Source organism: Longimicrobium sp., from assembly GCA_036389795.1.
Taxonomy (GTDB): Bacteria; Gemmatimonadota; Gemmatimonadetes; order Longimicrobiales; family Longimicrobiaceae; genus Longimicrobium.
On sequence record DASVWD010000120.1, the window covers coordinates 13,426 to 37,313 of the forward strand.

At 72.6% G+C, this 23,888-nt stretch carries 18 protein-coding genes; 11 read left to right on the forward strand and 7 right to left on the reverse strand.

What is annotated here, in order from left to right; all coding sequences use genetic code 11:
* The first annotated feature begins 48 nt into the window (after positions 1-48).
* The 6 genes from VF746_16315 (at position 49) to VF746_16340 (ending at position 7,132) form a co-directional block, all read left to right on the forward strand.
* Positions 49-864, forward strand: a complete 816-nt coding sequence (locus VF746_16315; GenBank protein ID HEX8693988.1) for an alpha/beta hydrolase — start codon at positions 49-51, stop codon at positions 862-864.
* 308 nt (positions 865-1,172) lie between these two features.
* Positions 1,173-1,499: a PadR family transcriptional regulator gene (locus tag VF746_16320; protein HEX8693989.1), complete on the forward strand. Its 327-nt coding sequence runs from the start codon at positions 1,173-1,175 to the stop codon at positions 1,497-1,499.
* A 5-nt stretch (positions 1,500-1,504) separates the two neighbouring features.
* Positions 1,505-2,209: a hypothetical protein gene (locus tag VF746_16325; GenBank protein ID HEX8693990.1), complete on the forward strand. Its 705-nt coding sequence runs from the start codon at positions 1,505-1,507 to the stop codon at positions 2,207-2,209.
* A gap of 56 nt (positions 2,210-2,265) precedes the next feature.
* Entirely contained in the window at positions 2,266-3,204 is a 939-nt protein-coding gene (locus VF746_16330) for a hypothetical protein (GenBank protein HEX8693991.1), read from the forward strand.
* Positions 3,205-3,402: 198 nt separating this feature from the next.
* Positions 3,403-5,391: a M1 family metallopeptidase gene (locus VF746_16335; GenBank protein ID HEX8693992.1), complete on the forward strand. Its 1,989-nt coding sequence runs from the start codon at positions 3,403-3,405 to the stop codon at positions 5,389-5,391.
* Positions 5,392-5,659: 268 nt separating this feature from the next.
* A complete protein-coding gene (locus tag VF746_16340; GenBank protein ID HEX8693993.1) occupies positions 5,660-7,132 on the forward strand; it encodes a putative glycoside hydrolase in 1,473 nt (490 codons plus the stop codon).
* A 363-nt stretch (positions 7,133-7,495) separates the two neighbouring features.
* Here VF746_16340 and VF746_16345 read toward each other — a convergent pair whose 3' ends face one another.
* Positions 7,496-8,752 carry a serine hydrolase domain-containing protein gene (locus tag VF746_16345; GenBank protein ID HEX8693994.1) on the reverse strand — a complete coding sequence of 419 codons (1,257 nt, stop codon included), beginning with the start codon at positions 8,750-8,752 and terminating at the stop codon, positions 7,496-7,498.
* A 419-nt stretch (positions 8,753-9,171) separates the two neighbouring features.
* Positions 9,172-11,244, reverse strand: coding sequence for an NAD(+) synthase (locus VF746_16350; protein HEX8693995.1), 2,073 nt, complete (start codon positions 11,242-11,244; stop codon positions 9,172-9,174).
* 324 nt (positions 11,245-11,568) lie between these two features.
* On the opposite strand from VF746_16350, the gene VF746_16355 reads away from it, so the two are divergent.
* Positions 11,569-12,963 carry an ATP-binding protein gene (locus tag VF746_16355; GenBank protein ID HEX8693996.1) on the forward strand — a complete coding sequence of 465 codons (1,395 nt, stop codon included), beginning with the start codon at positions 11,569-11,571 and terminating at the stop codon, positions 12,961-12,963.
* Positions 12,964-13,221: 258 nt separating this feature from the next.
* On the forward strand, positions 13,222-14,130 hold the full coding sequence (locus tag VF746_16360) for an alpha/beta hydrolase (GenBank protein HEX8693997.1): 909 nt from the start codon (positions 13,222-13,224) through the stop codon (positions 14,128-14,130).
* A 71-nt stretch (positions 14,131-14,201) separates the two neighbouring features.
* Here VF746_16360 and VF746_16365 read toward each other — a convergent pair whose 3' ends face one another.
* Positions 14,202-14,729 (reverse strand): carboxymuconolactone decarboxylase family protein, encoded by a 528-nt coding sequence (locus VF746_16365; protein ID HEX8693998.1) that lies wholly within the window; start codon positions 14,727-14,729, stop codon positions 14,202-14,204.
* A gap of 179 nt (positions 14,730-14,908) precedes the next feature.
* Between VF746_16365 and sigJ the strand changes: the two genes are divergently transcribed.
* Both sigJ and VF746_16375 read left to right on the forward strand, forming a co-directional pair.
* The gene (sigJ, locus tag VF746_16370; protein HEX8693999.1) at positions 14,909-15,799 is read left to right on the forward strand and encodes an RNA polymerase sigma factor SigJ; all 891 of its coding nucleotides are present in this window, start codon (positions 14,909-14,911) and stop codon (positions 15,797-15,799) included.
* A 366-nt stretch (positions 15,800-16,165) separates the two neighbouring features.
* A complete protein-coding gene (locus VF746_16375) occupies positions 16,166-17,278 on the forward strand; it encodes a copper oxidase (GenBank protein ID HEX8694000.1) in 1,113 nt (370 codons plus the stop codon).
* A gap of 264 nt (positions 17,279-17,542) precedes the next feature.
* Here VF746_16375 and VF746_16380 read toward each other — a convergent pair whose 3' ends face one another.
* The 3 genes from VF746_16380 to VF746_16390 form a co-directional block, all read right to left on the reverse strand.
* Positions 17,543-18,958 carry a hypothetical protein gene (locus VF746_16380; GenBank protein HEX8694001.1) on the reverse strand — a complete coding sequence of 472 codons (1,416 nt, stop codon included), beginning with the start codon at positions 18,956-18,958 and terminating at the stop codon, positions 17,543-17,545.
* Between the two features lie 406 nt (positions 18,959-19,364).
* Positions 19,365-21,827 carry a CHAT domain-containing protein gene (locus tag VF746_16385; protein ID HEX8694002.1) on the reverse strand — a complete coding sequence of 821 codons (2,463 nt, stop codon included), beginning with the start codon at positions 21,825-21,827 and terminating at the stop codon, positions 19,365-19,367.
* Positions 21,828-22,091: 264 nt separating this feature from the next.
* Positions 22,092-22,553: a hypothetical protein gene (locus VF746_16390; GenBank protein ID HEX8694003.1), complete on the reverse strand. Its 462-nt coding sequence runs from the start codon at positions 22,551-22,553 to the stop codon at positions 22,092-22,094.
* Positions 22,554-22,634: 81 nt separating this feature from the next.
* Here VF746_16390 and VF746_16395 point away from each other — a divergent pair, with 81 nt between their 5' ends.
* A complete protein-coding gene (locus VF746_16395) occupies positions 22,635-23,441 on the forward strand; it encodes a hypothetical protein (GenBank protein HEX8694004.1) in 807 nt (268 codons plus the stop codon).
* Positions 23,442-23,526: 85 nt separating this feature from the next.
* Here the strand turns inward: VF746_16395 and VF746_16400 are convergent, their stop codons facing one another.
* Positions 23,527-23,724, reverse strand: coding sequence for a hypothetical protein (locus VF746_16400; protein ID HEX8694005.1), 198 nt, complete (start codon positions 23,722-23,724; stop codon positions 23,527-23,529).
* Positions 23,725-23,888 lie beyond the last annotated feature (164 nt).

Sequence of the window (23,888 nt, forward strand, 5' to 3'; positions counted from 1 at the left end):
TCCGCCGTTGCTTTCGCACTTTCGCACTTTCGCACTCACGCACTTTCGATGTCCGACCCCATTCTCGCCCATTCGCGCGTGGCGGCGCCCGGCCGCGAGCCGGAGCGGTGGCTGCTGGTGCTGCACGGGATCTTCGGCGCGGGGCGCAACTGGGGCACCATCGCGCGGCGGCTGGCGGAGGCGCGGCCCGAGTGGGGGGCGGTGCTCGTCGACCTGCGGATGCACGGCCAGTCGCGCTCGTTCCAGGGCCCGCACACCATCGCGGCGAGCGCGGCGGACGTGGACGCGCTGGTGGCGCACCTGGACCTGCACGCGGCGGCCGTGCTCGGCCACTCCTTCGGCGGCAAGGTGGCGCTGGTCTACACGCAGCACCACGGCGCCGAGCTGCGCCAGGCGTGGGTGGTCGACTCCACCGTGGCCGTGCGCGAGCCGTCGGGGACCGCCTGGCGGATGATCGAAGTGGTGAAGTCGCTCCCCCCGGAGTTCGGCTCGCGCGACGAAGCCGTGCAGGCGCTGATGCGTGCCGGCTACGAGGAGGGCGTGGCGCGGTGGATGGCGATCAACCTGGAGCCCGCGGAGGGGCGCTACCGCTGGCGGCTGGACTTCGCCGCGATGGAGGAGATGCTGCGCGACTTTTTCCGCACCGACCTGTGGCCGGTGGTGGAGCAGCCGCCGGAAGGCGTGGAGCTGCGCTTCGTGAAGGCCACCCGCTCCGACAGCCTCGACCCCGAGTCCGCCGGGCGCATCCGCGCCGCGGGGGAGGCGACCGGCCGCGTCTTCCTCCACGAACTGGAGGGCGGCCACTGGCTCAACACCGACAACCCCGAGGGCGTGCTGCGGCTGCTGGTGGAGCACCTGCCGTAGCCGCGAGCACCCTCCGCCGAGTGCCTGAAGACACTCGCTGGAACCACGGAAAGCCTCGCAAACCCCGCGAGGCTTCAACCGCAGAATTGCATTTGCGCTGCGCTCGGTGTCGTCGCGCGAAGCGCCGAGGTGTTTCCCCTCTCCCGCAGTCTGGGAGAGGGGAGCGCGGCCCCTGGTCGTGAGGAACGAGCGACCGGGGCCGCGCGGGGGAGAGGGTCCCCCCGCCGCCCCATGAACGATCTTCTTGACCCGCGTCATTACCCTATGTAGAATTCTACTGGAGGTCGTCACGAACCCCCGATCCGCCCATGTGCGCCCGCTTCAACCTGACCTACCCGACGGCCCTGGTGCTCCGCGCGCTGGCGGAGGGGTGCCGCTACGGCTTCGACGTGATGGACGCGACGGGGCTGGCGAGCGGCACCGTGTACCCGCTGCTGCGGCGGCTGGAGGCGCTGGGCTTCGTGACGGCGGACTGGGAGGGCGAGGAGGCCGCGCGCCGCGACGGGCGCCCGGCGCGCCGCTACTACCAGCTGACCGCCGAGGGCGCCGCCGTGCTGGGCGAGGCGCGCCGCAAGTTCGCCGGGCTGGAGCACGGCCTCCGCGCCCCGTCCGCCCCCCGCCCCGCCGAGGGGTGAGCCTCATGCCGATCCTGCTCGGGCTGATCTCCCTCGCCGCGCGGCTGGTGCCGGCGCCCGCGCGCGGCGACTGGGCGCGCGAGTGGCACGCCGAGCTGCTGCACCGCCGGGCCTGGCTGGAGCGGCGCGGCGCGCTCGGCTGGGCCGCGCGGCTCGACCTGGCGCTGCGCGTGCTCGGCGCGCTGCCCGACGCGCTGGCCGTGCGCCGCATCGCCGCGGAGCGCGGGGCGGCGGCGCCGGGCGTCTTCGCCGCTCACCCGCTGCGCGCGGCCGCCGCCGTGGCCGTGCTCGCCGCCGCGGCCGTGATGGAGACGGTGGGGTTCGCGGCGGCGACGGCGGTGCGCGGCCCGGTGCCGGCGGTCGCGGTCGCGGCGGCGCTGGCCGCGGGGGTCGGCGTGCTGGCGGCGGCGGCGCACGCGGCGGCCACGCTGCTCGGCGGCGTGCCGGCGCGGGCGTTCTCGCTGCGGCCGCGGCTCCATCCCCCGTCTCCCGACACCCGGTCGGCGGCGGATTCGGCCGCGCTGGTGCTTGCGGGCTCCGGCGCGGGGCTGGCGCTGGCGCTGGCCGCGGCGCTCGCTCCCCCGACCGACGGCGCCGCGCGGGTGCTGGGCGGCGGGCTGGGCGCCGGCGCGCTCACCTTCCACGCCGGTGTCTCGCTCGCGCTCGGCCTCCTCCTCTCGCTCCGCCTCCGCCGCGCGCCTTCCGGGTAGCGCCACCCTCCGCCGCGCCCGCGGCATCTCACGATTCCCCAGACCGGAGTCTCCCGATGCGACCTCTCCCGAGCGCCGCCAGGGCCGGCGCGTCCCTGTGCACCCTGCTGTCGGCCGCCGCCCCCTGTCGCGCGCAGGCCTCGCAGGTGGCCGACACCGCGTTCGACGCCTCCGTCGCCGAGCCCGCCTACCCGCGGGGGAGTGGCCCGCGCGTGGTGATCGACGCGGCGCACTTCAACGTCCACACCGCCGAGGGGCGCTACCGCCCGTTCGCCACGCTGCTGGCGAACGACGGATTCCGCGTCGCCCCGGGCCGCCGCGCGCTCGACGCCGCCGCCCTGCGCGCGGCGGACGTGCTGGTGATCGCCAACGCGCTGGGAGACAGCTCGTCGGCCGAGGCCGCGGCGCGCCCGGCCTTCACCGCCGAGGAGGTGGAGGCGGTGTGGCGGTGGGTGGACGGGGGCGGCGCGCTGCTGCTGGTGGCCGACCACGAGCCGGCGGGCGCGGCGGCGCGGCGGCTGGCGGCGCGCTTCGGCGTGGACATGAGCACGGGGCGCACCTTCGACGACCCGCACTCGGACTGGACCTCCGGCAGCCCCACCTGGCTCGTCTTCCAGCGCGACACGGGCGCGCGCATCCTCGACCACCCGATCACCCGCGGGCGCGGCGAGCGCGAGCGGATCCGCCGCGTGGAGACCTTCAGCGGGCAGTCGCTCGCGGGGCCGCCCGGGAGCGTGGGCTTCCTGGCGCTGGCGCCGGGCGCCGTGGACCGCTTCCCCGGCGGCCGCGCCGTCCCGGCGGACGGGCGCGCGCAGGCCGTGGCGCTCACCGTCGGCCGCGGCCGGGTGGTGGTGCTGGGCGAGGCGGCGCTCCTCACCGCGCAGGTGACCTCGGCCGGGGGAAGGACGGTGCGCTTCGGGTGGACCTGGCCCGACAACGACGACCGCCAGCTCGCGCTCAACATCGTGCGCTGGCTGGCGGGTGCGCTACAGTGAATCGAACGACAAAGCCTCACGCAGAGGAAGCAGAGGTAGCAGAGAAATCGGCGCCCCGGGCGTGGTTTCCTCTGCTAACTCTGCTGACTCTGCGTGAGGCTTTGCTGTTTGTTCTTTTTGCGGCGAGGCAGGGTTCTGGCGTCGGCGGGCGCGGGGGATACATTGCCCATCCCGACACCCGAACGGAGACCGCCGCCCTTGCAGAAGACCTTTGTCGCCGGCGCGCTGGCGCTGCTCGCCGCCTGCGCGCCCGGCGCCCGCTCGGATACGCAGACGCCCGCGCCGGAGACCGCGGCCCGGGACACCACCCGCCGCTGGCTGCGGCCGGTCCCCACCACGCAGGCGTACCGCCGCGCGCTGGCCGCGGGGACGCGCGCCGCCACGGGGGCGCCGGGGCCGCGCTACTGGCAGCAGGGGGTGAGCTACCGCATCCGCGCCGAGCTCGACCCGCGCACGGCGGAGCTGCGCGGGAGCGAGCGCATCGTCTACCGCAACCGCTCGCCCGACACGCTGGCGACCGTCGTCCTCAACCTCTACCAGAACATCTTCACCGAGACGGCGCGGCGGAACCGCGTGGCGCCCAACACCGGCGGCGTCACCCTGGAGCGCGTCGCGGCGCAGGGGCGCGCGCTCGCCGAGCAGCCGGCCAGCCGCATCGGCGTGACGGCGGTCGTCGACTCGCCGGCGGCGGGGTACGCGGTGCAGGGCACGCTCGCCCGGCTGGTGCTGCCGCGGCCGCTGCTCCCCGGCGACAGCGCGGTGCTGGAGGTCGACTGGCGGCACAAAGTCCCCCCGGCGGGGACGTTCCGCACCGCGTACGAGGACGCGCTCGGCGGGCGGGCGTTCAACGTGGCGCAGTGGTATCCCCAGGTGGCCGTCTACGACGACGTGAACGGGTGGGACGCCACCCCGTACCTGGGCGACGGCGAGTTCTACCTGGAGTGGGGCGACTTCGACGTGTCGATCACCGTCCCCGCCGGGCACCTGGTGGGCGCCACGGGGACGCTGGCGAACCCCGAGGAGGTGCTGAGCGGGCAGACGCGCGAGCGCCTGGCCCGCGCCGCGCAGTCCGACTCCGTGGTCCACGTCGTCGCGGAGGGCGACCTGGGGCGGGCGACCGCGCGGCGCACGGGAAAGCTCACCTGGCGCTTCCGGGCGGAGAACGTGCGCGACTTCGCCTTCGCCGCCTCGGACCGCTACCTGTGGGACGCCGCCCGCGCCGCCGTCCCCGCGGGCGAGGGCGGCGGGGCGCGGTCCGCGCTCGTGCACGCCTTCTACCGGCCGGGCGCCCCGGGGTGGGAGCGCGCCTGGAGGTACGGGCAGCACGCCATCGAGTACTTCAGCCGGCTCCTGGTCCCCTACCTCTACCCGCAGGTCACCGTCGCCGAGGGGCCGATCGGGGGGATGGAGTACCCGATGCTGGTCTTCATCCCCAGGCCGCGCGAGGCCGAGGCGCTGCAGGCGGTGATCGCCCACGAGGTGGGGCACGAGTGGTTCCCGATGATGGTGGGCCAGGACGAGGCCGCGTACGCGTGGATGGACGAGGGGCTCACCACCTTCCACGAAGACCAGGCCGCGGCCGACTTCTTCCCCGGCGCCGAGCCGCCGCGGCTGGGCACCGCCGAGGCGTACCTGCGCGTGGCCGGCCGCGACAACGAGGTGCCGCTGATGCGCCACACCGACCTGGTGAGCCCCTACGGCGCGCGCACGGTGGCCGCGTACGGCAAGCCGGCCACCATGCTCGTCGCGCTCAGGGCGGTGCTCGGCCAGCCGGCCTTCGACCGGGCGATGCGCACCTACGCGCGCGAGTGGCTGCTGAAGCACCCCACGCCGTGGGACTTCTTCGCCACCTTCGAGCGCGTGGCGGGGCGCGACCTGGACTGGTTCTTCCAGCCCTGGTGGTTCGAGACGGGGGTGATGGACCAGGCGATCGCCTCGGTGCGCCAGGTGGAGGGCGGCGTCGAGGTCACCCTGCGCGACCTGGGCGACGTCCCCATGCCCGCCACGGTGGTGGTCACCACCGGGAACGGGACGATGGTGGAGGGCGAGGTGCCGGTGGAGGAGTGGGCCGGCACGCGCACGGCGACCGTCTCGCTCCCCGCCTCGGGCCGCCTGGTGCGCGTGGAGATCGACCCGCGCCGCCTCTTCCCCGACGCCGACCGCTCCAACAACCTCTGGGAGCCGTAGCCGGGCACCATCCCTCATCCGACCTGTCGAGGGAAATCGCACGGAGCTAACGGAATACGACGGAGAAGGTTTTTCTCTGTCGACTCCGTTGACTCCGTGTGAGGCCCGATCGGTTTGGCGGCCCCCTCGCGGAGACGGATGGCGGCCCGCATCTTGTCGGCGCGCCGGCGCGCGCGGTCCGCACCCGGCGCGACTCTTGCCGTCTCCGCCCCGGTGGGCCGCGTTCGCGCGCCCGGCGGAAGTCTCTGGATCCCAAGCAGATAGACACATGAAGAACGACCTCGTCCTCCGCCTGGCGGTCCTTCCCGCCCTGGCGCTGGCGGCGGCGTGCGGAGGCGGCGACGCCGAGGCCCGCGGCGACGGCAAGGCCGGCCGCGACACCACCGCGGTGGCGATGGCCGACTCGGCCAGCCCCACCGCCGGCTCCGAGAAGGAGCCCGGCGGCGCCTATCGCGACGACGCCCCGGCGCAGATCCGCGGTATCTACCTGAACGCCTACGCGGCGGGCGGGCCGCGGCTCAGGCACCTGCTGGGCATCGCCGACAGCACCGAGATCAACGCCTTCGTGGTGGACGTCAAGGACGAGCGCGGCCTGCACTACCGCTCGCAGCTGGAGCTGCCGATGCAGCTCGCGCAACCCTCGGAGCTCACGCTGGGCGACCTGAAGACGTTCGTCGACACGCTGCACGCGCACGGCATCTACGCCATGGCGCGCATCGTGGTGTTCAAGGACCCGGTGCTCTCCAAGGCGCGCCCCGACTGGTCGGTGAAGCAGGCGGGCGGGGCGCTCTGGCGCGACAAGAAGGGGAACACCTGGGTGAGCCCCTGGGACGAGAACGTCTGGGACTACAACCTCGACATCGCCGAGGAGGTGGCGCGCGCCGGGTTCGACGCCATCCAGTTCGACTACGTGCGCTTCGCCGAGCCGTACCGGAGCCTCCCCACCCAGGTGCACCCCAAGGCGCGCGGCGACCGCACCGACGCCATCGCCGCGTTCCTGAACGAGGCCAAGCGCCGCCTGCACCCGCTGGGCGTGGCGGTGACGGCCGACGTGTTCGGGCTGGTGCCCAACGACCCGCGCGACGTGAACATCGGGCAGCAGTGGGAGACCGTCGCCTCCACGGCCGACCACCTGCTGCCGATGATGTACCCGTCGCACTACCTCCCCTCGCACCTCCCCGGGGTGCGGCAGCCGGACCTGATGCCGTACCAGACCATCTTCAAGAGCGCGGGGATGGCGCGGCTGCGCAACGACCGGCTGAGCGAGGCGGGCGTCTCGCCCGCGCGCGTGGTGGTGTGGCTGCAGGCGTTCAGCGCGCCCTGGCTGGGGAGGAACCACCAGACGTACGGCGGCACCCAGGTGCGCCAGCAGAAGGAGGCGGTGTACGACGTGGGCTTCGACGACTGGGTGCTCTGGCACCCCGGCTCCAAGTACGACCACATCCTCTCCGGGCTGGATCCGCAGACGACGTCGCGCAAGAAGCCGCAGTACACGCCGCCGCAGGACGTGCTGGCGATGGTGGAGCGCATGGAGCGCGAGGGGGTGCGCGCGGCGCGCGAGAAGGCGGCGCAGCAGGCCCGCGGCGACGTGACCGACCCGGCTGCGGCGCAGGCGGCCCGCGCCGGCCGCCCCGAGCCCGGCCAGCCGCCCTCGCCGAACACCCCCGGCCAGAACGCCCCCGCCGAGGCCGCGCCCAAGACGACCACCGGCTCGGGCTCGGGCGGAGGGGGACGGCGGTAGGCGAGGGGTACCGAAACGAATCGAGGCCCGCGGAGCGATCCGCGGGCCTCGTTGCATGGTGCGAAAGAGCGGCCGTCGGCGCGGCGGCGGGCCCTCACCCGCCGCCTTGGAGCGGCAACCCTCTCCCAACTTCGGGAGAGGGTGGACTTTACGGTATGGCGCTCGGGACGGGGTTCTGCCTCGCGTTGCGCACCACGGGCTGCGGAGGGAGCCGACCGGGGTGCGCGGTTGAAGCCTCGCGGGGTTTGCGAGGCTTTCTGCCGTTGTTGCCGCGGCTTGAGCCGCCCGGCGCGGAACCACCCGACGACGAAGGCCCGCGCTTCGCAGCACGGGCCTTCGCATCACGAGAGTCCGAGGGAGCCGTCAGTTGCCGCCGGCGGAGTAGCCGTAGCGGCCGGTGCCCAGGTCGGCGGACTCGGCCACGCGGTCGTGGAACTCGCGGCGGAGCGCCTGCATCCGGTTGTTGCCCTCGGTGTCGTAGGTGCGGTTGGTGAGCAGCACCGCCCAGGTGCCCCGGTCGGGGTCGATCCAGATGGAGGTGCCCGTGTAGCCGGTGTGGCCGAAGGAGCGGTCGGACACGCGCATCCCCGTGGACCCCGTCCCCGGGCGGCCCGGCGTGTCCCACCCCAGGGCGCGGGTGCCGGCGCCGGGCTGGCGCTGCGTGAACATGCGGATGGTCGACGCCCGCAGCACGCGCGTGCCCTCCAGCGTCCCCCCGCTGGCCAGCATCGCCGCGAAGCGCGCCAGGTCGTGCACGGTGGAGAAGAGCCCCGCGTTGCCGGTGATCCCGCCCAGCCGCCGCGAGATCGGATCGTGCACGTAGCCGCGGAAGCGGTCGCCGTGCTCGCGCGAGGTGCCGGCGCAGCGGCGGCACCCCTCGCCGGCCGCGTAGGTGGTGGAGCGCATCTTCAGCGGTCCGAACACCCGGCGGTCCAGCAGCCGGTAGAGCGGCTCGCCGGCGGCGCGCTCGGCCGCGGCGAAGAGCACCACGAACCCCACGTCGGAGTACTCGACCCGCATCCCGGGCCGGTGCTGGATCGGCGTGCCCATCACCCAGCGCAGCGCCTGCTCGTAGGTGTAGCCGTCGGGGATGTCGATCCCGGCCGGCAGCCCCGAGGTGTGGGTGAGGAGGTGGCGGATGGTCACCCAGTCCTTCATCCCGCCGCGGAACTCGGGGAGGTAGGCGTAGACCGGGTCGTCCAGGCGCATCTTCCCGTCTTCCACCAGCAGCATCACCGCCGTGGTGGTGCCCACCACCTTGGTGAGCGAGGCCAGGTCGTACACGGTGCGGTCGGGGTCCACCGGCTGGCCGTCCCACCCGCGCCCCATGTTGCCGAGGCCCTGCTCCAGCACCACCCGCTCGCCGCGCCCCACCGCGAGCGCCGCGCCGGGGAAGGCCCCGCGCTGCATCTCGGAGTAGACGGCTTCCTCGGCGCGGATGAGCGCGGTGGCGGAGAGGCCCGCCTCGGCGGCGGTGGCCAGCGGGTGCGAGGCGCCGCGCCCGTCGGCGCGGGCGGCGGGTGTGCGCGACGAGTCCGCGCGCGGGTGCGCGGAGGCCGGGGTAGCGGGCGCGACGACGTACGAGGACGCCGCCACGAGCAGCATGGCGGTGAACGGCATGGCGGTGCGGGTTCCGGCGGAAGATCCGCGTACTGCGGTGTGGGGGAGTATCACGATAGTCCATTGACCGGCCCGTGTCAACAACCCTGACTTAGGCCCGTCATGTCCGTCCCAAGCAGTGGACAATGATGCAGATGCGGGGCGGATGATCGTGCTGCTACGGACCTCGTCATGTGCACGGTATCAATGTTGTACTATTGCACGACGTAAGACTTTTGGTTTCAGCGGTTTAAGCCTGTCGGCGGCGGCTGAAGCCGCGGCAACAACGGCAGAAAGCCTCGCAAACCGCGTGAGGCTTCAACCGCGAACAGCCGGACGATGCCGCGCGATCAGCACCCGGCCCCGCTCCCGGGAAACCGGAAGAGGGGCCTCGTCGTTCCGCACTTCGCACTTCGCACTTCGCACTCAGCACTCAGCATTCACGCACTCCCGTCCGGCACGTTCCTCTGCAGCTCGTCCAGCCACACCACCGCCTCGCTGTCGCTGGGGGCGCGCCAGTCGCCGCGGGGGGAGAGGGAGCCGCCGGAGCCCACCTTGGGGCCGTTGGGCACGGCGGAGCGCTTGAACTGGCTGGTCTTGAAGAAGCGCCAGAGGAAGACCTCCAGCCAGCGCTTGATCTCGGCCAGGGTGTACTCGCCGCGCTTCTCCGGCGGCACCAGCTCGGGCCACTCGCCGCGCCCGCGGTCGCCCCAGGCGTGGTGCGCCAGGAACGCCACCTTGCTGGGGCGGAAGCCGAAGCGGGTGACGTAGTACAGGGTGAAGTCCTGCAGCGCGTAGGGGCCCACCACGTCCTCGGTGCGCTGCGCGGGGCGCGAGCGGTCTGCCTGCCCCTCCGGGTGCGGCACCAGCTCGGGCGAGATCTCCGTCTCCACGATCTCGCGCAGCACGGCGGCGGCCTCCGGGCTCACCTCGCCGCTCCCCGCCACCCAGCGGATCAGGTACTGGATGAGCGTCTTGGGGACCGAGGCGTTCACGTTGTAGTGCGACATGTGGTCGCCCACGCCGTAGGTGGCCCACCCCAGCGCCAGCTCGCTCAGGTCGCCCGTGCCCACCACCAGCGCCTCGTGGTAGTTGGCCAGGCGGAAGAGGTGCGAGGTGCGCTCGCCGGCCTGCGCGTTCTCGAAGGTGACGTCGTACACCGGCTCGCCCGCCGCGAACGGGTGGCCGATGTCGCGCAGCATCAGCTCGGCGCTGGGGCGGATGTCGATCTCCCCCGGGGTGATCCCCAGCGCGCGCATCAGGTTCCAGGCGTTCTCGCGCGTGGCCGTGCTGGTGGCGAAGCCGGGCATGGTGTAGCCCAGGACGTTGGTGCGCGGCAGCCCCAGCCGGTCCATGGTGCGCACGGCCACGATCAGCGCGTGGGTGGAGTCGAGCCCGCCCGAGACGCCGATCACCACCTTCTGGATCCCCGTGGCCGCCAGGCGCTTCATCAGCCCGTGCACCTGGATGTTGTACGCCTCGAAGCAGCGCAGGTCCAGCATCTTCGGGTCGCTGGGGACGAACGGGTAGCGCGGCACCCGGCGCAGCGGCGGCGAGACGGCCGGCGGCACCTGGAACTCGAAGCCCACGCGGCGGACCTCGCGCACCCGCTCGCGGTGCGCGCCCACGCAGTCGTTGAAGGTGGTCATGCGCATGCGGTCCTGGGCCAGCCGCTCCAGGTCCAGGTCGGCAGCGATCACCTGCTCCTCGTCGGCGAAACGGCGGCTCTCGGCCAGCAGCTCGCCGTTCTCGTGGATCAGCGCGTGCCCGTCCCACGCCAGGTCGGTGGTGGACTCGCCCGGCCCGGCGGCCGAGTACAGGTAGCCGGCGATGCACTTGGCCGAGATCCCGGCGCACAGGTCGCGGCGGTACTCGGCCTTGCCCAGGGTGATGTTGCTGGCCGAGAGGTTGGCCAGCACGGTGGCGCCCGCCATCGCCAGCCAGGTGCTGGGCGTCACCGGCACCCACGCGTCCTCGCAGATCTCCACCCCCAGCGCGAAGCCGTGCACGTTCACGGCGTCGAAGAGCAGGTCGGCGCCGAAGGGAACCGTCGCGCCCAGGAACGGCACCTCGCGCGAGACCGCCAGGTGCCCGGGGGTGAACTGGCGCCGCTCGTAGAACTCGCGGTAGTTGGGGAGGAAGCTCTTCGGCACGATCCCCAGCACGCGGCCGCGGTAGACCACCACCGCGCAGTTGAAGAGCTTGCCCTCGAAGAGGAGCGGCGCGCCCACCAGGAGGACGGGGGCGAGCCCGGCGCTCGCGCGCACCAGAGCGCCGAGCGCGTCCACCACGCCGTCCAGCAGCGCGCTCTGGTGGAAGAGGTCTTCGCTGGTGTAGGCCGAGATCCCCAGCTCGGGGAAGAGCGCCACGGCGGCGCCCAGCTCCGACGCCCGCCGCGCCAGCCCCAGCGTGCGCTCGACGTTGAAGCCCGGGTCGGCCACGCGCACGTGCGGGACGCAGACGGCCACGCGCACGAAGCCGTGGGAGTAGACCGAGTCGAAGGGGCGGTCCAAGGGCGCTCCTGGGAACCGGGCCAGTGCGAAGTGCGAGGTGCGAAGTGCGAGCTTCGGGCGTGCGCGAAAGTGGCACCCCGCGTCCTCCCACGCAATCGCGGCGCCGTCCCGCCGCCGCTTCTGCCGCGGGCTGACCGGGCGGTGCCGCATCATCATACTCGTAATGAGAACGTTGCGCCAGGGCCGCGTCTGACCACGGCCGACCCGTCAGGCGTGCCACCGGTGGCGGATGTGGAGCGGAGCCTTGTCGGGCAGACGAGAGAGAGCGATTCTGATGCAAACTGGACTTTCCGAACGCTTCGCCCGCTCACCGCCCGCCCCTCCATGATGACCATCGGCGAAGTCGAATCCCTCGTATCCGGCGGCGAGTCGGAGATCATCGAGTTCAAGCGGAGCACGGGGCAGCGCTCCGACGCGATGCGGACCGTCTGCGGGATGCTGAACAGCCGCGGGGGCTACGTCCTTTTCGGCGTGACGGACGAGGGCCGGATCGTGGGACAGGAAGTTTCCACGCGCACCCTGGAAGATCTGGTGCACGAGATCCGGCGGATCGACCCGCAGCCGGCGCTCACGCCCGAGCGCGTCCCGCTGGCGGGCGGCCGGGAGGTGATCGTCATCGCGGTCCCGGGGAGCACCAGCGGCCCCTTCGCCTACGACGGACGCCCGTACGTCCGCCACGGCCCGGTGACCGCCGCGATGCCGCAGGAGCGCTTCCGCCAGCTGGTGCTGGAGCGGCTGCACCCGATGCACCGCTGGGAGACGCAGCCGGCGCACGGTTTCGGGATCGACGACCTCGACCTGGGCGAGCTGACGGTCACCGTCGAGGAGGCGGTCCGCCGGACGCGGCTCGCCGACCCCGGAACGCGCGACCCGGCGCACCTGCTGCGGGGGCTGCGCTTGATGCAGGGCGGCCAGGTGCTCAACGCGGCGGTCGCGCTGTTCGGCCGGGCGGACCGATTCCTCCCGCACTACCCACAGTGCCTCCTCCGCCTGGCGCGCTTCCGTGGCAAGGACAAGACGGAGTTCATCGACAACCGGCGGGAGACGGGAAATGCCTTCGACCTCCTGCTGCGCGCGCAGCGCTTCCTCCGCGACCACCTTCCCGTGGCCGGCCGGGTGGTGCCGGAGCTCTTTGAGCGGGTGGACGACCCGCTGTACCCGCCCGTGGCCCTGCGCGAGGCGCTCGCGAACGCGCTCTGCCACCGCGACTACGCGATGCCCGGCGGCTCCGTGGGCATCGCCCTGTACGACGACCGGCTGGAGATCACCAGCACCGGGCGGCTTCCCTTCGGCCTGACGCCGGAGGACCTCACGGTGGACCACACTTCGCTGCCGTGGAACCCGCTCATCGCCGGCATCTTCCACCTCCGCGGGATCATTGAGCAGTGGGGGCGCGGCACCCAGAAGATCCGCGCGCTGACCGAGGAGGCGGGGCTGGTCGCGCCCGAGTTCGAGGTGCGGGGCGGCGAGGTCGTGGTGCGCTTCCATCCCACCCGGTACGTGGCTCCCAGCCGGGTCAGCCGGCCGCTGAGCCCCCTCCAGCAGCGGATCTTGGAAGCTCTCTCCGAGATCGGGCCGGCGACTCTCGGCGAGGTCGACGCGCACCTCGGTGCCGGCACGCCCAAGCTGACCGTGAAGGACAACCTGCACACGCTGCGGCAGCTGGAGCTGGTGAAGCTCACCGGCAGGGCGCGGACGGCGCGGTGGAGCCTGATCTGAAGTCCCCGATGCGGCGTCGCCTCCCAATCCCTCCCAATCGACCTCCCAATCCCTCCCAATCGCCCTCCCAATCCCTCCCGATCGATGGTTCCAGTCTCACGTGCAGGCGGCATCTCCGAGGCGAGCCTCGCCGGGGCGGCGGTTGCAGCGGGTGGCCGCGCTCCACAGTTTTCGGCCGCTCACCCGGCCGCGAGGGTTCCCGCGCCGCAGGGACCGGGCGGCCGCTCACTCGGGCAACGACGGCAACGGAGGACTCACGTGCAGCGCCAATCGCTCCTGCTCGCCACGGGCGCGGCATTCACGCTCGCCGCATGTGCCTCGGCGCCGCCGCAGGACGCCGCGCGCGTCCCGGCCGCTTTCGTCTCGGACCGCATCGAGGTGGTCACCCGCGGGAGCGGGCCCGACGTGATCCTCGTCCCCGGCCTCGCCGCGTACCGCGACGTCTGGGCCGAAGCCGCCGGGGCGCTCGACGACCGCTACCGCCTCCACCTGGTGCAGGTGAAGGGGTTCGCCGGGGTCGCGCCCGGCGCGAACGCCGAGGGTCCGGTCGCCGCGCCGGTGGCGGAGGAGATCGCGCGCTACATCCGCGAGGCGGACCTGGACCGGCCGGCGGTGGTCGGGCACTCGATGGGCGGCTCGATCGGCATCATGCTCGCCGCGCGCCACCCGGAGAGCGTCGGCCGCCTGATGGTGGTCGACATGATGCCGTTCCTGGGCGCGATGTTCGGCCCCCCCGGGACCACGGCGGAGAGCGTGCGGCCGGTCGCGGCGCAGATGCGCGACTCCATGCTCGCGCGCCCCGCCGGATCCGACGGGATGCTCGAGCGGATGGTCGCCGGCATGACCCGCAGGGACTCGATGCGGTCCGTCCTCGCGCGCTACGCGCGGGACAGCGACCGCCGCACGGTGGCCAACGCGTTCCACGAGCTGATCGTGACCGACCTGCGGCCCGAGCTCGCGCGCATCACCGTCCCGGTGGCGGTGCTGTACGTCGTTCCGCCGAACGTGCCGATGTCGCCCGCGGAGTTCGATGCGGCGGTGCGCCAGTCCTACGCCAGCGCGGCGGCGACCGCGCGGTTCACGAGGATCCCCGACAGCAACCACTACATCCAGCTCGACCAGCCGGCGCTGCTCGTGACGGAGGTGGATGCTCTCATGCGGCAGTGACGCGGTGCGCGCCGGAGGACGCGGAGGAGCTTCGTCCGCCGCTCCTCCGCGTCCTCGGCGGCGCGCCGGCCTCACTGCGCGGCCGCGCGCGGGACGTAGCTCCCCACCGGCGCCCGGAAGCTCACCGCCAGGCGGTTCCACCCGTTGATGGCGACCACGGCGACGGTGAGGTCCACGATCTCGGCCTCGCTGAAGTGGCGCCGCACCTCCTCGAACACCTCGTCGGGCACGCCCGTGCGGCCGACCTCGGTGACCGCCTCGGTCCAGGCGAGCGCGGCCCGCTCGCGGGGCGTGAAGAACGGCCCCTCGCGCCAGACCGGGATTGCGTACAGCCGCTGCTCGCTCTCGCCGGCCGCGCGCGCGTCCTTGGTGTGCATGTCCACGCAGTAGGCGCAGCCGTTGAGGTACGACGCGCGCAGCTTGACCAGGTGGATCAGCGAGTGCTCCAGCCCGCACTGGCGCACGTAGGCCTCCATCGCGAACTGCGCCCGCGCCGCCTCCGGCGCCACGCGGGTGTAGTCGATCCGCGGTCCGTGCGCGGCGGCGGCTTCCCGGCCGTCGCTCGCGGTAGGGACGGCGGTCGTTGCGGCATCCTGCATTCTCGCACCTCTCGGTTCGTGGGTCGATGCAAGCGCGCCGGGCGCCACCGTGCGCCGGCGTGCTCACGCTGATCAAGACGCGGAGGGCGCGCGCCTGTGACAGTCGCACTTCGCACCTCGCACTTCGCACCGGCGGACGATAGGCTGTCACACCCGCGCCTCTCGCCCGTCTACGTGGCATGATCGCACCCGACCCGTCCGGCATCTCCGCGGAGGTGCTGTCCCACCGCCCGCGGCTGCTCGGCCTGGCGTACCGCATGCTGGGCGACGCGCAGGAGGCGGAGGACATCGTGCAGGAGGCCTACCTGCGCTGGCTGCGGATCGACCCCGCCACGGTCCAGTCGCCCGAGGCGTGGCTGGTGACCGTCGTCAGCCGCCTGGCGCTCGACCGCCTGCGCAGGAGCGCCACCGAGCGGGCGGCGTACGCCGGCCCGTGGCTCCCCGCGCCCGTCGCCACCCCCTCGCCCGACGCCGGCGCGGAGCGCGCCTCCGACCTCTCCATCGCGCTGCTGATGCTGCTGGAGCGGCTCGCGCCCGAGGAGCGGGCGGCGTTCCTGCTGCGCGACGTCTTCGACACCGGCTACGCCGAGATCGCCCACGCGCTGGGGCGCAGCGAGGCGGCGGTCCGCCAGATGGTGCACCGCGCGCGGGAGCGCGTGCGCGCCGGCCGCCCGCGCTTCGCCCCGCCGCCCGAGGCGCGGGAGCGGCTCCTCCACCGCTTCCTCCAGGCCCTCGCCGACGACGACCGCGACGGGGTGCTCGCCCTGCTCGCGCCCGACGTGACCTTCACCACCGACGGCGGCGGCAAGGTGCCGGCGGCGCGCAACGTGGTGTCCGGCGCCGACCGCGTCTGCCGGTTCGTGCTGGGGCTGGAGCGCAAGTACGGCGGCCGGACCGGGCACCGCGTGGCCCCGGTCAACGGCCATCCGGCGCTGCTCACCTTCTGGGAAGGCCGCCTGCTCGCCGTCACCGAGCTGGCGATGGACGGCGAGCGCATCGTGGCCTTCTACCGCGTGATGAACCCCGACAAGCTGCGCCACGCCGCGGACTCCGCCCCGGAGATCGAATGACCGCCGGGCGCTGAGGACCGGGCCCCGAGGACGGCTGATCCCATCTTGCAGAGCCTCGTCCCGGAACAGGTCCTGAAAGGCCTCACACAGAGGAACAGAGGAACAGAGGACTTCTCCGTTCCTCTGTTCCTCTCTGTGGTCCAATCGGTTTCTGCTCTATCTGGACCCCCGTTCGGAAATCCCCCACACCTCCCGCGGCCTGTGGTGCTCCTCCCGGCGCGGGCGTCCGCCTCCGCCCGCCATCCGCTTCCGCCGCCCTCCCGACAGACGCTCCCCCGCGCGGGCCGTAGCTTCCGGGCCGAATCGGGAGTGAACCGAGCGCCGCGCTGGATGCGCGGCTTACGCCAGAACGGAGCGACACGAGCAATGAGCGAGAGCACGAACCGCCAGGCCGCCGAGGCCGCCCGCAAGTCCCGGCGCGACTTCCTGCGCTTCTCCGCGCTGGGGCTCGCGGTGCCGGTGGTGGGGACCGCGCTGGCCGCGTGCAGGGAAGAGGCGGCGCAGGGTGCACAGGCGCCCGCCGCGACCGCCGTGGCCCACGACAGCGACGCCAGCGGCGGCACCACCGCGCCGCACCCCAGGAGCCCGGCCGAGATCCGCGCCGCCGCCGACGAGATGGACCGCCACCACGAGGCGGGTGTCAAGTCGTTCCCGGCGAAGACCGAGGGGAAGGGGAACCAGCCCTTCGCGCCCCGCATCGAGAACGGGGTGAAGGTGTTCGAGCTCACCGCCGAGGTGCTGCAGTGGGAGACCGAGCCCGGGAAGCGGGTGGAGGCGTGGGCGTATAACCGCCAGGTGCCGGGCCCGCAGATCCGCGTGAAGGAGGGCGACCGGGTGCGCGTGGTGCTGCACAACAGGCTCCCCGAGTCCACCGCCGTGCACTTCCACGGGTTGGAGCTGCCGAACGACCAGGACGGCGTGCCGTTCATCACCCAGCCGCCGGTGAAGCCGGGCGAGAGCTACACCTACGAGTTCACGGTCCCCAACGCGGGCTCGCACATGTACCACTCGCACCACAACGCGGCCAAGCAGGTGGGGAACGGGCTGCTGGGCGCCTTCATCGTGGAGCCGAAGGCCCCGCGCCCGATTGAGCGGGTGGACGTGGACTACGTGATGATCCTGAACGACGGCGCCCACGGCTACACCCTGAACGGCAAGGGCTTCCCGGCCACCGAGCCGGTCGTGGCGAAGCAGGGTCAGAAGGTGCGCATCCGCTTCATGAACGAGGGGATGATGATCCACCCGATGCACCTGCACGGGATGCACATGACGGTGATCGACAAGGACGGCTGGCCGCAGCCCGCGCCGTGGAAGTGCGACACGCTGAACGTGGCCCCCGGCGAGCGCTGGGACGTGATCGTCGACTGCAACAACCCCGGCACCTGGGCGTTTCACTGCCACATCCTCCCCCACGCCGAGGGGCCGATGGGGATGTTCGGGATGGTGACGGCGCTGGTGGTGGAGAAGGCGAGTGCGTGAGTGCGGAAGTGCGTGAGTGCGGAAGTGCGAAAGTGCGAAAGTGCGAAAGTGAACCGTGGGATACGGGACAACCCCGCACCGACGCACTCACGCACCTCGAGCCCGACCGGGTCCGCGACAAAAGCGGCCTGGTCGCGTTTTCCCCACCGCTTGCACGATCTGCCCGATGGATGCGTGACACGGCCCGGCCATCCGGCACTCGACGGGCACGAGGTGCCGTTCCGCACTTCGCACCCCGCACTTCGCACTTCGCACTGATATCAGTCACGTCGCGATGCGCAGGCGTGCGGCCGGGTCGCCGAAGAGCATGTAGTTCTGCGCGTCGCCGCGCATGAGCCAGGTGTCCAGGAAGCGCGCCTTCAGCCGCTCGTTCCACTGCAGCCTGCCGCGCTGCTGCTGGTCGTAGGTGTGCGTGATCTGCGCGTTGCACGTACTGTAGCGCATGTTCATGTCCTGCATGGCCAGGCCGGCCGGCTGGACGCCCAGCAGCTGCTGCAGGGCGCTCTTGAAGGGGGCGATGCGCTCGTGCCAGCGCTCGAGGAAGGGCGGCGGGGCTTCCGAGGCCGCGAAGCCGAGCAGGAAGGCGATGTCGACGTGGCCGATGAACGCGATCGGCCCCCTGGGGTGGGCCAGGAGCTTCCTGGGCAGCGCGGCGACGAAGTCGGCGTCGGTGTGCTGCTCCGGCACGCCCTTGATCCAGTGCGTGGAGTCGCTCAGCGCGGGGGTGCCGTACCCGTAGCAGGCGAACTGGAAGAAGACCGCTCCCTCCAGGAACGGCTGGTCGAGCGGCACGTCGTCCCCCGTGAAGAGCGCGTCGAGGCTGAGCTCGCCGGCGTGCTGGCAGCAGATCGCGCCGTTGAACCGCCTCTGCACCTCGGCGGGCGCGCCCGCGGCCCCCAGGCCGTGGCTGGCCGTGTAGACCAGGGCGGGCCTGCCGGCCTGCAGCGCGCTCAGCAGCCCGGCCTTGGTCGCCTCTTCGCCCACGACCACGCGGGTGGAGAACCGCAGCTCGTCCCGGACGTACTCGGCCAGGGGCTCCACCATCTGCCGCCGGCTGTAGTGGGTGGGGTCGGGAAAGCCCGCGTCGGGAGCGAAGAGGACCGCCTCTTCCCGCACGACCGGCTCGGCCGCCGTCTCCAGGCGGATCAGCTTCTCCACGTACTGCCGCAGGTCGTCCGGCGTGTCGAAGGCCACGCGGCCCACGTTCGCCACCGTGTCCAGGACGGACTGGAAGAGGAACGGCACCTGCTCCGGCCCGCCCACGATCAGCACGTACTGCGGCACCTTCGCGCCTTCCAGGCCCAGGGCGTAGTAGTTCTGGTGCAGCCACTCGAGCCACTGCTCGGGCGGCTCGCCCTGGTAGAGCAGCGGCGCGGCGGGGTCGGACATGCCGCGATGCCGCGCCAGCGGCTCCAGGACGCGGGCGATCTCCCCGATCTGGGGATCCGCGGCGTTGGCCAGCCAGGTCCATCCGGCGGCCCGGGGGTCGCCCGGATCCAGGACGGCGCGCGCCCGCTCGCCCCGCAGCCTGGCGGCTTCCTGCGTGGCGCGGGTCAGGCCCTGCACGCGCTCCGCGTTCGCTTCCAGGGCGCTCACCAGGCCCTCGAACACCTCTTCGTCGTCCCTGGGAGGGAACAGCAGCCGGCCGTCGAGGTCGAGCCCCAGACCCATGACCTTCATCTCTCTCTCCTTTGTCTGCGTGGGATGAGGACGTAGCACACTTCGAGCTGCGAGCGAAAGCAGATCAATCGGCCATGGCAGATTCCCCAGGCGATCGTGCGACCATGGAGATGTCATTCCGAGGGGGCGTCCTCACGAGACTTCCCTCCGCCCCAGAGGCTGGACGCGGCCGAGAAATCTGCTCCGCGTGCGAGCGAGCTCGGTCCGTTGCGACTGCCCTCGTGCCAGGGTGAGTAGATTCTTCGGTCGCCGCCCGGCTTCATCGCGTTCACGGGTCGGTGCGGCGGCTCCCTCGGAATGACGTTCAACGGTGCTGGTGGGCGGGAACAACCTGCGGTTCGTCGTCCGAGATCCGTGACCAGATCATGCATCGGAGCTTCCGCCACGTACCAACCGATCTTCCGACCTAGCGCTTGCGGATCTTCACGATCCGCTCGCCGCTCACGAGCCAGCCCTCGCCGCCCGCCTGGCGCTCGCCCGCGAAGTTTTGCAGCGGCAGGACGGCGCCTTCCGGCTCGCCTTCCCACAGGACGTCCCCCCCGCAGAAGGCCGGGCCGGGGAACCGGGGTCCGTCCGGCTCCGGGGCGAAGCCGTGGAAGGCGTTGCCCACCAGCACGAACCCGCTCCAGTTCCACCCTTCGCTCCAGAGGATGCTCCGGCGCATCTCCGCCTGCGCCAGCTGCAGGGCCTCGGCGGGAGAGCGCCCGCCCTCCCGCAGGCCCAGGTAGAACTCCTCCATGAACGCGGCGGCCGCGTCGTCGCGGATCGGCCAGAGGCTCACCAGCACGCAGCGGGCGCCCGCCACGAGAAAGCTGTGGGCGAGGTTGATGTAGGTGTCGGGGTGGGGGCTGCCCAGCCCCGTCTGGCAGCCGGAGAGCGTCACCAGCTCGGCGCGGGTCGTGAAGTCGTCCCCCATCAGCTGGTACGCGAACAGCGCCCCCGGCCCTCCGCCGGGGGAGGCGGCGCCCGGCCGCGGGGCGGGAGAAGGGGCGAGGACCAGGAACGACAGCTCCCCGGAAACCAGGTGCCAGTAGCCGTGGGTCGCCAGGTGCAGGACGCCGGCGGCCGTGGCGGCCGCGCGCACGGCGGCGGGGTGCGCCTGCGGCCCGGTGAACACCGCGCCGTCCAGGAGCTCGGCCACGCGCCGCACCTCCTCGCGCGTGCCGGGGAGCTCGCAGAAGCTCAGGGAGAAGGTGGGAGCGTCCGGGAGGGGGAACGCCGGGATCTCGACGGTCTGCGGCCCGCAGTCCCCGATGGCGGCGGCGGGGACCTGGAAGCCCGCCAGGCCGCGCCACGCCTCGGGGTCCCGCCGGCGGTCCAGCTGCATGAACACGCCCACCGAGGGCGTCACGCAGACCTGCCACCGGGCGCCGAGCGAGGGGCCCTCCGCCGGGCCGAGCGCCGCCCACGGCACGTGGAAGTAGCTGCGATGGGGGACGACCAGCAGGCGGCCCTCTCCGCTCTCCAGCCGCTCGCGCACGCCCGCCGGGAACAGCGCCTGGTAGAGCGCCGCCAGCGCCTGCTGGAGCTCGTCCCAGGAGACGCGCGCCGCGGGCCCGTGGGCGCGCACTTCCCGCGCCTCGCCCGCGGGCGGCGGGGAGCCCGCCTCGTCCGGCGGCAGCAGCAGCCCGATCACCCGCTCCAGGGCGGCGCGGGCCGGCCCCGCGTCCCAGGCGTCCACGCGGCCGTCGGGGCCGGCGAGCCACGCCAGTGCGGTGTCGCCGGTTTCCAGGATCTTGAACAGGTGCGCGTCCGCATCGCGCAACGCGGACCGGATCTCCGCCCGGCGGGGCGCGTCCAGGGTCACGCGCCCGTTGTCGGCGGCGCGGATGGTGCGCTCGCCCTGGAGCTTGATCCGGTGGCGGAACATCAGGTCGAGGAGCGCGCGCCCCTGCCCGCGCTCGGAGGCTTCCAGCGCCTGCTCGGCGCGGCCGTGGCGGAACAGGAGGGCGGCGTACTCCTGGCTCACGCCGGCCAGCTGCTCCATCCAGTGGAACCGCTCCGCGCCGTCCAGGCTGCCGCGCCGGGTGTCGACCAGGTCCAGGCATTCGTCGTACAGCGCCAAGGCTCTCTCCCACTCCCCTTTCGCGGCCAGCGCCCGCGCCAGCTCGTACGCCCTCTCCAGGAGGTGGCGGTCCTGCCGCTCCTTCGAAGCCTGGTAGGCCCGCTCCAGCGCGGGCAGCTCCTCCTCCTGCGTCCCTCCCAGCATCCGCCGGACCTGCGCGAGCGCGCTCTCCGCCTCTTCGACGTAGTCCGGAACGCCGGTCTGGCGCGCGCAGTCGAGCGCCTCCTCCAGGTGCGTCAGCGCCTGCGCCGGCTGCCCGTCGTGCAGGGCGATCTTCGCCTGCTGGAAGCGCCACGACCGGCGGAGCTCGGGGTCCCGCCTGACGCGCTCGTCCAGCCCCTCGAACTCCTTCAGCCGCTCGCGCGCCTCGTCGAAAACCCCCATCCCGGCATAGTGGTTGGCCAGCTGCAGCAGGGTGGCTCCCTCGCCGCGCGCATCCTTGCAGTCGCGGTACGCCTCGAGCGCATGCCGGTAGTGGTCGGAGCAACGCTGACGGCTGTTCATGTAGCCGTAGACGTTGCCGAGGTTGAAGTGGGTGCGCGCCACGCCGGCCTTCTGTCCCCGGCTCCCGTAGACCAGCAGGGCCGCGTTGAACATCCGCTCGGCCAGCTTGAGGTTCCCGGACTCGGCCAGCGCGGAGCCGTAGTTGCCGCAGAAGTCCGCGTACTCGACGCTCGACCGGTCCTCTTCACCGAACAGGGAGAGGCATTGCGCGAAAAGGGGGAGGGCTTCGGCGGGTCTGCCCTGGTCGTACAGGCGCGTTGCCTCGGCGAGAAGGTGTTTCCGCTCCTCGGCTTGTTGCATGGTTTCCCTTCTTCATGAACGATGATCAGGAATTATCCCGGCGCGCTCACGCCGCACGCCCGAGGTCGAGCTTGTGGGGATTGCGATACGGACACCACCGCGCATGCCGACGCGGCCGCGGCGAAGAAGATATGCCCGCACGGGGTCCGCTGCTACGTTGTCCTGCTCATCGAGATCCGGACTGAAGTCTCACACGGAGTCGACGGAGAACCGCGGGAGCTCTCTGCTACCTCTGTGAGCCCTCCGCGGGTGGTCCGACGGATGCTACCGGCCAGGCCAGCCCGGCGGCCATTCCTCGTAGTCGCGATATTCGGAAGCATAGACCTTCTCGTCCGTCGCCACCCGGCTGCGGCAGAGGAGGTCGCAGGCGACGAACCGCGGCGGGACCAGGTGCCGGCCGCCGGGGCCGAAGTGGGAGTCCCTGGTACGCCGCTCCGCTTTCGGCACCGTGCCGAGGCGGACCTCGACGGTCACCCTGGCCTCGCGAAGCCGCTCCACGTCGATGTGGTGGGCCGCCAGGTCCTCGCGCAGCCACGCCGCCAGCTCGCGGGCGATGCCGAGCGCCGGGATCGGCTCGCCTTCGAACGTGCACGCCTCCGCGAGCACGTCGACGACCAGCGTCCCCGAGCCGAGGCGCTCCAGCTCCGGGTAGCAGCCATGGAGGCGCCACCCGCAGAACATCTGGCACAGGTTGTCGGCTGCGTGCTGGAGACGCTTGCGTCGCATGGGCCGCGGGAAGGATCGATGCTCGAGGCGCGGGCGGAGCTCCCGATGAGTTACGCTACACCCTGTTCAACGGGCAAGTAGATGGGGAATCGGCTTCTGCGGCTGCGCGTCCGCTCCGCGGCCGGCGACGGAGCGGACCGGGCGCGGGAGGTGCTCCGGCCGGACTGGGACCCCGCGCGGGCGGCGGTCGTCGTCTGCGACATGTGGGATGCCCATCACTGCGTGTCGGCGGCCAGGCGCGTGGCGGAGATGGCGCCCCGCATGAACGCGGTGGTCTCCGCTCTCCGCGCGCGGGGGGCGCTGATCATCCACGCGCCGGCCGGCTGCGCCGACTTCTACGACGGAACTCCCGCGCGGATGCGCGCCCTCCAGGCTCCCCGGGCGGAGGCGCCGGTGCCGATCGACTGGAACGACTGGAACCCGGACCGGGAGGCCGCGCTGCCGCCGGCCCTGGCGGAGCCGGGACCCTGCTCCTGCGATTCGGCCGAGCCGTGCTGCGAGGCGGGGCCGCCCTACCCGTGGACCCGCCAGGTCGCGTCGATCGATATCGCCCCCGAAGACGCCGTGAGCGACAGCGGCCAGGAGGTGTTCAACCTGCTGGCGCAGCGTGGGATCGAGGACGTCGTCGTGATGGGCGTACACGCGAACGTCTGCGTGCTCGGCCGTCCGTACGGCATCCGGCAGCTGGCGTACCTGGGCAGGCGGCCGCTGCTCTGCCGCGACCTGACGGACTCCTTCCACAGGGACCCGCGCGGGCACTCCTGGGGCACGGAGCAGGTCGTCGCGCACGTCGAGCGCCACTGGTGCCCGACGGTGACCAGCGACCAGCTGGTGGGCGGAGCGCCCTTCCGGTTCCAGGACGACGTGAGCGACGTCGAGGATACGTGAGCGCCCGGCACGTGAGCGCAATGGCGACGGCCCGGCCGCGAGCGCTCGCGGCCGGGCCGATCTCATCAGGACCGACCCGGACCGGTCAGCAGGCGCAGGTCACTTCCGCCGTCGGCGCGGGCGGGCAGCCCACGCACGTCTGGCAGCAGTCGAGGCCGCAGGTGGGCTGCTGGCCGCGCGTGGCGAAGTGCGCGTGCACCGTGCCGCCGGCGCCCCGCGCGAACGCCGAGGTCTCGAACGAATCGACGGAGACGGCGTCGAGATCCAGCTTCAGCTTCTTCATGAGGATCGCTCCTGGGGGAAATCCGGCCGCGCAGCGGTACCGGGCGGTCCAGTGTGCGGCGGTCGTGGGGGAGCGAGAAAGATATGCGACGGGTGTTTCTTCGCAAGATGAATCTTCACATCGATTTATCGACGTGGGCCGCTGGCCGTGCGTGCATAGGCGAT